This is a genomic window from Paenibacillus nuruki, assembly GCF_001721045.1.
Taxonomy (GTDB): domain Bacteria; phylum Bacillota; class Bacilli; order Paenibacillales; family Paenibacillaceae; genus Saccharibacillus; species Saccharibacillus nuruki.
In genome coordinates this window covers 1-12,935 of record NZ_MDER01000053.1, presented here as the reverse complement: position 1 = coordinate 12,935, position 12,935 = coordinate 1, and the positions used below count along the sequence as shown (strand labels likewise).

Below are 12,935 nucleotides of genomic sequence, written 5' to 3'. Positions count from 1 at the left end.
CATTTAAAAAGTAAAGATCAGACATCGCTGTTGGAATTTCCAGCAAGCTTGGATACAGAAATGAGGAGCTTGAATGAGTAAGTGGTTGCGGATTACCGCTTCAAGTCTACTGGCTATTGTGCTCGTGTTGACCACCGTGTATGCAACAACAGGAACAGCATCGGCAGCAGCACTATTGGAATTGAAGATCAAAAAAGGCAGTACATCTGCAACGATCAATGGTCAAAAGCAAACGATCGTCAAACCTTACGAAAGTAATGGAATCACGATGGTGCAATTAGGTCTATTCACACGTGCATTCAAAGCACAGGTGAAGTTGCAAGAAAATGATTCAATCAAGTTGATGTATGGCAAACGTACGCTTTCGATGACAATCGGTAGCAAAAAAGCTTATCTTAATGGTTCTACATTTACATTGGATGCAGCTCCTGTGATGAAGTCAGGTATCTTAATGGTTCCTGTTCGCTCTGTAGCCAAAAGTATCGGTGCTAAGTTCAAAGTAGTATCCGGTCAAATGATTATCACGGTAGCTCCAGCTACAACAGATAGTGGTACAGATAAATCTACACATGTCGGTAAAACGAAAATAGGCAGTAGTAAATATCAATGGTCGATAAACTATCCAAGTGATCTGACGAACCTTGGTTTACAGGATGGCAAAAATGCAGCATTTATGGACAATGAAGCTAAATACTATCTGCAAATTTTTGTAGATCCTGAGATCGCCATGGTAGGTCAAGGTAGTGAGAGTGATCTACAAGATTTATTAGATGAATTGGTTTCTTCTGCTCAAGATGCTGGAGAAATGATCGTCGATCAAAAAGTAGTCAATAGCAGTAAAGGCAACTATGCTTATATTACTTCTAAAGATTCAGATGGCATTTTGTCTCAAACTCGTGTGTATACAGGGAATGGGCATGTTTATTATGTGATGTATGCTGATTCAGAAGCAACCAGTTACAAAGACTTTACTAAAGCCAAAGTAACTTCATTATTAAATTCGTTCAAAACGTCATTCAATAGTGCTGACAAAGCAATGGAAGATCTTGCTAGTAAAGAAGAAGATACAGGCACAGGCAAAACGTTAGAAGCTAGTGAATATGGTGTTTATATGGAACTTCCGGCTGATTTTGAAGCTAGTGAGAGCAGTGTAGATGCTTCTGCAAAAGATGGATCTTACGTCGCTGTTAATGTTTATAGCGCACCAGCAGGGAGTACGCTAGCAGAATGGTTACAGAAGATTCAAGGCTGGTTTGCAGACAATTTCAATAGCGATGCTTACCGTAACTTGGGTAGCGAGCAAAAAGAAATTGCAGGACAGACTGCGACTGTGAATAAGTTAGAATATACATTTGGTGATACATGGATGACTGAATATGAAGTCTTGTTCCAAAAAGACGGATATCGTTATTATATGGAATACAGTACGCCATCCGATAAAGCATCGAAAGATGCTGATTTCCAGGTAATGATCGATTCGTTGGAAATTGATTTCCCTACACTGGAAGAGAACTTTGGTTCATTACCTGTTGACTACTATTCACAAGATCGTAGCAAAGTAGCGACACATACATCAGAAGCGAATCATTACAGTGTGCAAGTTCCTCGTCATTGGACAAGCACAGACAATGATTACGAATCTTCTTATGTGTATTTCTCTCATACTGGTGGATCTTTCAATATTTCGACCAAGACAACCAGTTCTTTGGAAAAAGCAGTCACTCAATGGAAAGCGACATTTGAGGGTTCAGGTGATAATAATGTATATGGTGTAGAACTATCTGAAGGCACGCCAACAACGTTTGCAGGTGTTCCTGCTTATACCTTTACAGCTAATTATCCAGATGCTACTCATCCATATACAGGCACGTATACGATATTTACCAAAGGGAAAATGACGTATATCCTAGGTGATGAAGTAAACAATACTAACAATACACCTGTGCATCAAGCAGATTTAGCTAAAGTCTTAGCTTCTTTTCAATTAACCTCTTAAAATATGTAAGCAAGAATAGAGCTACCTTAACGGGTAGCTTTTTCTTATGAATAAATATGAAAAAAGATCATGATTTTCATTGAAAATTCAAGCAATAAGGTAGATAGACGCTCTTAGGTCTGTTACACTGGAATTAGAATAAATTTAAATCATATGATCTGTTGATAACAATGATGATGATAACTATTAAAAAAGTATTGCCAGAACTAAGGCAATCTAGGAGGATATAAATTCTACATGAGTGATACAGGGTTACGAAGAGAAGACGTGGAGCTTTTAGCACCTGCGGGTGACTGGGACTGCATGCGGGCGGCGGTAGCCAATGGGGCAGACGCAGTCTTTTTTGGCGTGGAGAAGTTCAATGCGCGGGCTCGTGCGAACAATTTCCGTATGGATGAGTTGCCTGAGATTATGTCGTTTTTGCATAGTTATGGAGTCAAAGGGTTTTTAACCTTTAATATACTGGTATTTGAAAATGAATTAGCCGATGCGCGTGAATTGATTGATGCTTGCGTAGTTGCAGGTGTGGATGCAGTTATCGTACAAGATTTGGGATTGGTTAAAATGATCCGTGAAATTTCACCGGATTTCCCGATTCATGGTTCGACGCAGATGACGATTACATCACCAGAAGCGGTCGAATTTACGAAGCCATTTGATATCGAACGTGTCGTTCTAGGACGTGAAAATAACCTGAAACAAATCAAAAAAATCGGTGAGCAAGCACGTCTGCCGATGGAAGTATTTGTTCATGGAGCACTATGTGTATCTTACTCCGGTCAGTGTCTAACTTCTGAAATGTGGGGCGGACGTTCAGCAAACCGTGGCGAATGTGCACAAGCTTGTCGTTTGCCATATGATCTAATGGTTGATGGCACGCAGAAGATTATGGGAGACGTAACGTATTTGCTTTCTCCTAAAGATCTAGCAGCTATCGATATTATGCCTGAACTGATCGAAGCAGGAGTAACTTCTTTCAAAATTGAAGGTCGTCTCAAAACACCTGAATATGTAGCCAACGTTGTGAGTAAATACCGTAAAGCGATCGATCGCTATTTTGAAGGTGATCGGGATTCGATTACACGTGAAGATATTCGTGAATTGGAACAAAGCTTTTCCCGTGGATTCACTCATGGTTTCTTAGATGGAACGAACAATAAGAAGTTAGTAGACGGTACATTCCCGAAAAGCCGTGGTGTTTATATGGGACGTGTCGAGCAAGTCTTGCGTGATGGCGTAGTCTGTCGCTTAGAAGCTCCGCTTAAACGTGGAGACGGTATCGTATTTGATGCTGGAGATCCTACGCAAAAAGAGCAGGGTGGACGCGTCTATGATCTACGTCGTAAAGGCGTGAAAATCGAAGGCGAAGCTGATGAGACATGGATGGTCGATATTGTTCCAGGACGTAACGATGTTAATTTGCATCGTGTACATGTAGGCGATAAAGTCTGGAAAACCAACGATCCTGCACTGGATAAACGGATGAGACAAAGTTTTGATACTGAGAAGCCTTACCGTGTATTCCCTGTTCATGTCAAAGCTGTTGGTCATGTAGGTCAGCCTTTAGTAACATGGTGGACCGATGTACAAAAAGGAGTCACAGTACGTGTCGACTCTGAAATGGAACTGGAGATCGCTGCTAAGCGTCCGATGACTTCTGAATTATTGGAAGAACAATTCGGTCGTCTGGGAGGAACTGTTTTCCAATTGGATCAATTAGAAGTTCAATTGCATGGCGATATTATTATCCCGATGCGTGAGCTTAACAATATTCGTCGTCAGGCGGTAGAACAACTTGCAGGAGAGCGTCCGAAGCCTCCGGTATATATTCAACGTGATATCGAAGTCTACAGCGATGCTGTGGCGGCATCTGCACCTGTACAAGGAACGGCTGCTACATTAACAGCATTATGTCGTAGTGTAGAGCAAGTCGAAGCAGCACTACAAGCTGGAATCGAAATGATCTATGCAGACTTTGAATTTATCAAGCAATTTCCAGCAGCGGTGGCAGCTGTACGTGCAGCTGGCAAAAAAATTGCTTTAGCTACACCTCGTATTCATATGCCTGGTGAAAATGGATATCATGCGAATATTTTGCGTTTACAACCCGATGCGGTATTGGTGCGTAATACAGGAGCATTATATTACTATTTAAGCCGTCGTCAGACACACCCAGAAGAGAACCATCCTGAATTGATCGGCGATTTCTCATTGAATGTAGCCAATCACAAAACAGTGGATCTATTCTTAGAAGCAGGTGTAGACCGGATTACCCCTTCATACGATTTGAATATTCAACAAATGGTTGATTTATTAAGTCGCACGAAGACTTCTCAATTAGAAGTGGTTATTCATCAACATATGCCGATGTTCCATACAGAGCATTGTGTATACTGTACATTTTTGAGTGAAGGGACAGACTATACCAACTGTGGTCGTCCTTGTGAAGAGAAACGTGTTTCGTTACAAGACCGGATTGGGATGTCTCATCCTGTACGTGTAGATGAAGGATGTCGGAATACTGTTTATAATGCGATTGAGCAATCAGGTGCAGAATATCTAAGTGACTTCTTGAACTTGGGCGTACCTAGTTATCGCATTGAGTTCTTGGAAGAAACGCCAGAGCAAGTGATAGAAGTCATCGAATTATACACCAAAGCATTACGTGGTGAAATCAACGGAACTCAAGTATGGCGTACGCTAAAAGCAACCAACCAATTAGGCGTAACCCGCGGACAATTGGTCAAATAATTATAAAAAATACAGATTCAATCTTAAGAGAATGCCTCGTGCATTCTCTTTTTTTATATTCGATAAAGTGTCTATTTAGAGACAAATCTAGGACGTAGAGCATCCTTTTTTTAGGGATTATTTTTCCAGATAGAGAGCGGATGAAAAGGCTCTCATGGTGTTGGGTCGCTAAGAATGTTGAGTCGTACATATCAATTAAGGGTAATTTGCATAAGCAATGACTTTACTGCCGGTGAAGTCAAATGAAAGAAATTGTCTTGTTATTCAGGCGATTTACACATAGTAAAGAGTAAACCAATCACATAACTATTCAATTATTGTTTAGGAGAGGGGATTCAATGAGTAAAATTATTTTTGTATCCAACCGTTTACCTGTAACTGTAAAAAAAAGTGAAACAGAGATTGAATATAGTAAGAGTATAGGTGGACTAGCTACAGGTCTTAAAAGCTACCACGAACAATCGGATAGTCTATGGGCTGGATGGCCTGGTGTAGCTAAAGACGATCTTAACGAAGAAGAAACACAAACGATCAGTAATGAATTGCAAGAATCCTATAACTGTTTGCCTATCTTTTTGTCTGAACAAGAAATAGAGCAATATTATCATGGATTCTGTAACGAAACGATCTGGCCGTTATTCCACTATTTCAACGACAAAGCGGAATACACAACAGATACATGGGATGCTTATAAAAACGTCAATCAGAAGTTTTTTGATGCGTTAGAACCTGAGATTGGACCAAATGATACAATCTGGATACATGATTATCAATTGATGTTACTTCCACAGATGATCAGAGAAAAATATCCCGATACTCAAATTGGGTTTTTTCTGCATATTCCATTCCCTTCTTTCGAAATCTATCGCTTGCTCATTTGGCGTGAAGAGATTTTACAAGGATTACTTGGTGCAAATCTGATCGGATTCCATACTTATGATTATGTACGTCACTTTTTAAGTAGTGTACGTAGACTTTTAGGCAAAGAACATAATTTATATAAAATCAATGGAGAAACACATACCACTCAAGTCGATGCCTTCCCAATGGGAATTGACTATGATTATTTTGCAGCACCGACTCAATCCCAAAACTTGTCTTCGGAAGCGCAAGAATTTATCGAAAGTACGAAGAGTGTACAAAATATTATCTCGGTCGATCGCTTAGATTACACTAAAGGGATTCCAGATCGTATTAAAGCGTTCAAACAATTTTTGGCGCAATACCCGGAATATCATGAAAAAGTACGCTTAAACCTTATCGTAGCCCCTTCTCGCGTCGGTGTAGAAGCTTACGATTCACTTAAACGTGAAATCGAAGAGTTGGTTAGTGAGGTTAATGGTAAATACGGTACACTCAGCTGGATGCCTGTATGGTTCTTTTTCCGTACATTTACGCAAGATGATCTGATTGCTTTCTACCGTAATAGTGATGTGTTATTAGTGACTCCTCTACGGGATGGAATGAATCTAGTAGCGAAAGAGTATATTGCTTCTCGCACAGACTACAAAGGTATGATTGTTCTTAGTGAAACAGCAGGAGCGGCTAGTGAACTAGGTGAAGGTGTTATTGTAAATCCGAATGATTATGGTGAGATCGCTGCCGGTATCAAAACAGCATTAGATATGCCAGATCATGAGAAAATCGAACGCAACAAAATGTTACATGTTCGCCTTTCCCGCTATAATGTGAAATTCTGGGCAGATGAATTCCTAGAAGCCCTTAAAAATACAACAGAAGAACAGACACCGACTCGTCCACTTCTGAATCTTAAATCTGGATATTCAGATATGGAAAAAGTATATAGTGATTCTAAAAAACGCCTACTATTCTTAGATTACGATGGTACACTGGTAGGATTTAAGCCGACTCCAGAACAAGCGAAGCCAGACGAAGAATTGAAGCAGTTGCTTGCTGGTCTGTGTGCAGATCCTCGTAATACCGTAGTTATTATTACAGGACGAGATCGTTTTGTAATGGAAAAATGGTTAGGAGATTTGGATCTTCATATTATTGCTTCTCATGGATTATGGTTCCGTAAGCCAGGAGCAGACGAAGATTGGATGATGACCGTTAACGTAGACAACGATTGGAAAGATACGATTCGTCATATTTTAGAGAAATATACAGATCGTACGCCAGGTTCGTTGATTGAAGAAAAAGAATACTCGTTAGCATGGCATTACAGACAGTGCGAACCTGATATGATCGGACTCAAACGCGATGAGCTGAAAGAAGCATTATTGTCGATTACGAATTCGATGACTATCGGTGTACTCGAAGGTAATAAAGTGCTAGAAGTGAAAGATAACCGTATTAACAAAGGTCATGGAGCACATTTATTGCTACGTGATCAGGAATATGACTTTATTTTAGGTGTAGGCGATGATACAACCGATGAAGATTTGTTCTCAGCGCTTCCTAAAGATTCATATTCGGTTAAAATCGGAACAGGCAACACGCATGCCAATTATCGTTTGAAATCGGTCAAAGATATGCGCTTATTGCTTAAACGATTAGTGACACAAAATAAACAAGAAGTATAATATATAATCTATAGATGCAAAACAGCATAGAAAAAGGAGTTTGAATCATGAAAATTCGTAAAGCGATTATCCCAGCGGCAGGACTAGGAACACGTTTCTTACCTGCAACCAAAGCAATGCCTAAAGAAATGTTACCGATCGTAGATAAACCAACGATCCAATACATTATTGAAGAAGCGGTAGCTTCGGGTATCGAAGACATTATTATCGTTACTGGTAAAGGCAAACGTGCTATCGAAGATCATTTCGATTATTCGTTTGAATTGGAACAGAATTTAGAAGAAAAAGAAAAGTGGAAATTACTTGATGCCGTACGTGAGTCTTCAGAGATGGCAGATATTCACTATATTCGTCAAAAAGAACCGAAAGGTTTGGGACATGCCATCTGGTGTGCTCGTAAATTTATCGGGGATGAGCCGTTTGCAGTGCTTCTAGGCGATGATATTGTAGAATCCGATGTTCCTTGCCTGAAGCAGATGATGGATGTCTACGAGAAGCATGAGTCTTCTGTAGTCGGTGTAAAAGAAGTACCATGGGAACATGTATCTCGTTATGGACTTGTTGATGCTGAACCGACAACCGAATCAGATCGTTTGTACAAAACAAACGGTTTGGTAGAGAAACCACCACGTGAAGAAGCACCTTCTAACCTGGCAATTATGGGTCGTTACATTTTGACTCCAGAAATCTTTGATATTTTAGGTAATCAAGATGCAGGTGCAGGTGGAGAAATCCAGTTAACGGATGCGATTTCCAAATTGGGTGAACAGCAAGATATCTTTGCTTATCAATTCGAAGGATTACGCCATGATGTTGGTGAGAAAAGTGGATTTGTTCAAACAACGATCCATTATGCATTACAGCATCCTGAACTACGTGAATCTACATTAGAATATTTGCATGAAATTATGGCAAAAGAAGAAAATAAATAATAAACAAAAGACTTTCTCTACTAAAGAGAAAGTCTTTTGTTTTGTATATTGGTTTATATAAGGGGAATGAAGTATATTATATCTAATCATAGATATAGAGGAGAATTACATTGAAAATCCGTAAAGCGATTATTCCAGCAGCAGGACTCGGAACACGTTTCTTACCTGCAACCAAAGCGATGCCCAAAGAAATGTTACCGATTGTAGATAAACCAACCATTCAATATATTATCGAAGAAGCTGTAGCTTCGGGTATCGAAGATATTATTATCGTTACTGGTAAAGGCAAGCGTGCCATCGAAGATCATTTCGATTCTTCATTTGAATTAGAACATAATCTAGCAGAAAAAGAGAAGTGGGCATTACTTGAGGCTGTACGTAAGCCTTCTGAAATGGCAGATATTCATTATATTCGTCAAAAAGAACCCAAAGGCTTAGGGCATGCGATCTGGTGTGCTCGTAAATTTATCGGCAATGAACCTTTTGCTGTTTTACTTGGAGACGATATTGTGGAGTCTAATACACCTTGCTTGAAGCAGATGATGGATGTCTATGAAGAGTACGAATCATCTGTTGTAGGTGTAAAAGAAGTACCATGGGAACATGTATCTCGTTATGGCATTGTCGATTCTTCACCTTTGTCAGATCGCTTGTATCAAGCTAAAGGGTTGGTTGAAAAGCCAGCCAGAGAAGATGCTCCTTCTAATCTTGCGATCATGGGAAGATATATTTTAACGCCAGAGATTTTTAATATTTTAGGCGAACAACAAGTTGGCGTAGGTGGAGAAATTCAGCTGACAGATGCCATTTCTCAATTGGCATTAAAAGAAAGAATTCTAGCTTATCAATTTGAAGGATTACGTCATGATGTTGGTGAGAAAAGCGGTTTTGTACAAACAACGATTCATTATGCTTTGAAGCACCCTGAATTACGTGAGGAAACATTAAATTATTTACGTGAAGTATTACTGCAAGAAGAACAAAAAAAGACTTTCTCTAATTAAGAGAAAGTCTTTTTTGTTCAAATCAACACTACTATTATTTACCGCTATAATCCATATTTGCAATCGTATTAATTTGTTCTTTTTCTTTTGCATCTATTTTGATTAACTTATCATAGATGGCTTGATCATTTTGTTTATCCTTTTTCAAAGCAGCTAGATAATAACGAGCAACTTCACGATTGGTTTGATCATTCAGATCGTCAGCTAATCCTAATTTGAATGTGGATGCTGCATCAGCTGTTTTACCTTGCATTGATTGAATTTTACCAATATTCAAAGCAATTTTAGGTGTAACAGCAAAAGCACGACCTTGTAACTGTCCTGTAGGTAATGTTTTCAAGTATTCTACCCCAGCTTGTACTTCTTTATAAGCGTTTAGACCGGCATTGAAATATTTCTCTTGAGCAGCTGTATCTTTTTTCTCATAAGCTTGATTACCCAGCGCATAAGCTTGAGTAATTACACCTTCATACCACTCAATATCCCATTTGTATTTCGGAATACTGTTTACAAGTAGATCAAAGGCTACATCTGATTTTCCACCCAATTGGTAAGCGGTAACTAATTGTTTCACAATATTTTTATTAAATGGTTCTTTTTCCTGTGCTTTATTAAGAAGAGCAATATCTTCATTGTAATATTGTTCATCTTTAGTTTGTTGGAATACTTGCGTTAATAAGGAACCCATAAATACGACTCCCTCAGGGAATGTACTACGTATAGTAAGTGCTTTATCGAGTGGAGCACGGATATCTTCATAGCTTGGACTTGCTACTTGAGAAGCTTTCTGAGCATCCATAACATCTCCAGAAGCGACCGAGAAGCGAAGTGAAGTAAAAGCAACGATAATTGCAACGAGACCGATCAAAGATACATAGATCCCCCGGATCATACCAGCAGGAGCTTTCAATCGTTTGAGTGGCGTTAAATCCATTGCCGAAGCCATACCACCTAGACCTAGAAAGACTAAAATGCTCATATAAGCATAACTTAAGTTAAAATCAAGCAAACTATGCATTAAGATCGATACAACGATAATAAAGTAAATAAAGTGAGATTCTTTACCGGCACGATCTGTTTTGAAATAACCACGAATATATTTGTAGAAAATAAACCCAACAAACAAGATAAAGATGATAAAACCAATTACACCAACTTCAACTAAATACTGAATAAAGAAGTTATGTGCTTGACGGCTGACATACGGGTTATTCTGGTACGCTTCATAAGAAGCACCCCAAGCTCCGCCCCCTGCGCCGAACAATGGATAATCACGTAATAATTTCATAGCATCACGATAAAAAGTAAAACGTTCTAGTACACTACTTTGCTGGAAGTTAATATTCTCAAAACGCACACGAATATTAGCTGGCAATAGATTACGCAGATTCGTCGCAATTAGTAAAACAAGCATAAGGATACCGAGTAGAGCAGAACCAATAGGAATCCATAGACTCGCTCCACGACGTGCTGTCCATCCTTCTACACCGACTTCAAGCTTAGGTGCAATGTAGCGTCCAACAAGCATAATCAGTACGCCTGCGATTAAGGAAGCGATTAAGAGATAAGCCCAACCTTTAGCAGCAACAGCACCATCATACTTAGCGATCACTTGTAGTCCAATAGCTGTTACTGGATTCAAAATGACTGCCGTAGCGATACCTGCAATCACTAGATTAATAAACCATAGTATCTGTTGAGCAGGACGAAGTAATAGAAGTAAAATAAGTAATACAAATGGTAAAACAACTAAACCACCACGAGAAAGAGTAAGAATTAAAGCTAAAATAACAGGAACTAACATAAATCCGTGAATCAACTGGTCATACCATGTTCTAAGGCGACTGGCATTAAACAGCCCCGCAAACATAATAGCCATCAAGAAAGCTGCATATGTATTCGCATATTGGAATACAGAAGTTAAACGCCAACCGTTGGAATCTTGCATGATGGCATCAGTGTAGACGCCATTAGTTACTCCATTAGAGAACCAGGATACTAAGTGCCCACCTAGATAACCTTGACCGAACCAACTGATATATCCAAAGAAGACAATAAGATAAGCTGAACCCATCAATGTAATCTGAATAATCTTATTGGAGACACGATCACGTAACAGATAGATGCCAATTACAAAAATAAATGCGTACATCCATTGAATTAGCACCATATTTACGGCATAATGCCAAGAGGCAGCCGAAAACATAGAGATCATATACGAGAGAGGAAGCAAAATGATTAATAATGCGACCATATCACGTTGATCATTCAATTGGACCTTTTTGTTGAACTGAATAAGTCCTAGAATCATAAGGATACATACCAACATGATTGCCCAAAAGAGCGGCTTCTCAAAACTTATGCCTAGACCATTAAATAATGCAATTTGAAACGGGGCCCATAATAAAAACAAAATCATACAGATATTAAGGACCCAAAACATACTTCCACGTTTTTCGTCCTCGGTGGACGCTTTAAAATGTTTGCCGTATACTGGATTAGCCAATGTTTTAAACTCCTTTTCTAAGAGATACTAAGACATTCTATCATATTTTTAATTCAAAGAACTAACTTGATATCTCAAAATATAGGAATTAGATTTTGCTAAATTTAATATTATTTAAATATAAAGGTGGGAATTAAATCGTATGTCTAAAAAGTATATTTATATTTCTTTTACTTTATTAGCTTTATTGTTCATTTATTTCTATAGTATAAATCGTATGGAACCTCTGTTTGCTGATGACTTTGCATACAGTTTCATTTTCGGAACTAACATTAAAGTAACAAATTTATTTGACATATTCAATTCATTACATATCCATTATTTTACATGGGGTGGTAGATTAGTAGCACATTTTTTTGGGCAAACCTTTTTATTACTAGGTAAACCTATATTTAATATATTTAATGCTATTATGTTTACTTCATTAATTGTTCTTATTATTTACTTTGTAAGATTGAGAAAAATGGATAGATTTAATGATATTCAAGCTTTATTTGTAGTATTAATATTATGTTGGTTTGGTTTACCGAACTTTGGAGAAACTTCTATTTGGTTAATAGGTTCTGTTAATTACTTATGGACGACTGTATTTATTTTATTATTTTTACTTCCTTATCGTTATTTAATTATACAAAAATTATTATTGAAAGATACTTACTTAAATTGTATAGGGATTGCACTAATAGGATTTCTAGCAGGTATGACTAATGAGAATACTGGTTCGATTAATTGTATGCTCGTAGTCATTTTTTATTTATATTTGAGATGGTTTAAATTCGTAAAACTACCTAAATGGTTTTATACAGGAAGTATAGGTGTTTTTCTAGGTTTTATTGTTATGATTATTGCTCCAGGAAATCAGAAAAGATCGGAAGCTATCAATTATCATGCACCACTTTTCCAACGACTTCAAGATTATTATCACAATCTTGAAGCTGTATTAATAGATCAAAAATATTTATTATTCATCTTATTTATTTTATTTATTGGTAATATTTTATTATTTATTTTTAAAAGCAGTAATTTCAAAAAAGATAATTTTTATATGGGTATATTATTTACCTTCTCTGGATTTATGACCTTTTTTATATTGATAGCTTCTCCAATTTTTCCGGTAATAGCTTCCTACGGTGGGGCAGTATTTTTAGTTATATCTTGTCTATTTTTACTTGAAAATCTTAATTATACTTCTAAAATATT

7 protein-coding genes are annotated in these 12,935 nt (G+C 37.9%); 6 read left to right on the top strand and 1 reads right to left on the bottom strand.

All coding sequences use genetic code 11. The annotated features are described in order from the left end of the window. The first annotated feature begins 73 nt into the window (after window positions 1–73). The 5 genes from PTI45_RS15470 (at window position 74) to galU (PTI45_RS15450) (ending at window position 9,229) form a co-directional block, all read left to right on the top strand. On the top strand, window positions 74–1,996 hold the full coding sequence (locus PTI45_RS15470; protein WP_069328505.1) for a stalk domain-containing protein: 1,923 nt from the start codon (window positions 74–76) through the stop codon (window positions 1,994–1,996). A gap of 237 nt (window positions 1,997–2,233) precedes the next feature. Continuing rightward, complete coding sequence (locus tag PTI45_RS15465; protein WP_069328504.1) at window positions 2,234–4,747, top strand: U32 family peptidase; 2,514 nt, start codon at window positions 2,234–2,236, stop codon at window positions 4,745–4,747. Between the two features lie 338 nt (window positions 4,748–5,085). Beyond that, complete coding sequence (locus tag PTI45_RS15460; protein WP_069328503.1) at window positions 5,086–7,293, top strand: bifunctional alpha,alpha-trehalose-phosphate synthase (UDP-forming)/trehalose-phosphatase; 2,208 nt, start codon at window positions 5,086–5,088, stop codon at window positions 7,291–7,293. Window positions 7,294–7,340: 47 nt separating this feature from the next. Beyond that, a complete protein-coding gene (gene galU, locus PTI45_RS15455; protein WP_069328502.1) occupies window positions 7,341–8,225 on the top strand; it encodes a UTP--glucose-1-phosphate uridylyltransferase GalU in 885 nt (294 codons plus the stop codon). 110 nt (window positions 8,226–8,335) lie between these two features. Further along, window positions 8,336–9,229 carry a UTP--glucose-1-phosphate uridylyltransferase GalU gene (galU, locus tag PTI45_RS15450; RefSeq protein ID WP_069328501.1) on the top strand — a complete coding sequence of 298 codons (894 nt, stop codon included), beginning with the start codon at window positions 8,336–8,338 and terminating at the stop codon, window positions 9,227–9,229. A gap of 34 nt (window positions 9,230–9,263) precedes the next feature. Here galU (PTI45_RS15450) and PTI45_RS15445 read toward each other — a convergent pair whose 3' ends face one another. Further along, on the bottom strand, window positions 9,264–11,735 hold the full coding sequence (locus PTI45_RS15445) for an O-antigen ligase family protein (protein WP_069328500.1): 2,472 nt from the start codon (window positions 11,733–11,735) through the stop codon (window positions 9,264–9,266). A 142-nt stretch (window positions 11,736–11,877) separates the two neighbouring features. Here PTI45_RS15445 and PTI45_RS15440 point away from each other — a divergent pair. Further along, window positions 11,878–12,935, top strand: a 1,058-nt coding sequence (locus tag PTI45_RS15440; RefSeq protein WP_245703494.1) for a DUF3329 domain-containing protein, incomplete at its 3' end; no start/stop codon positions are given.

Coding starts and splice junctions, on each gene's coding strand:
- PTI45_RS15465 (WP_069328504.1), top strand. CDS start 2,234: ATGAGTGATACAGGGTTACGAAGAGAAGACGTGGAGCTTTTAGCACCT.
- galU (WP_069328502.1), top strand. CDS start 7,341: ATGAAAATTCGTAAAGCGATTATCCCAGCGGCAGGACTAGGAACACGT.
- PTI45_RS15470 (WP_069328505.1), top strand. CDS start 74: ATGAGTAAGTGGTTGCGGATTACCGCTTCAAGTCTACTGGCTATTGTG.
- PTI45_RS15460 (WP_069328503.1), top strand. CDS start 5,086: ATGAGTAAAATTATTTTTGTATCCAACCGTTTACCTGTAACTGTAAAA.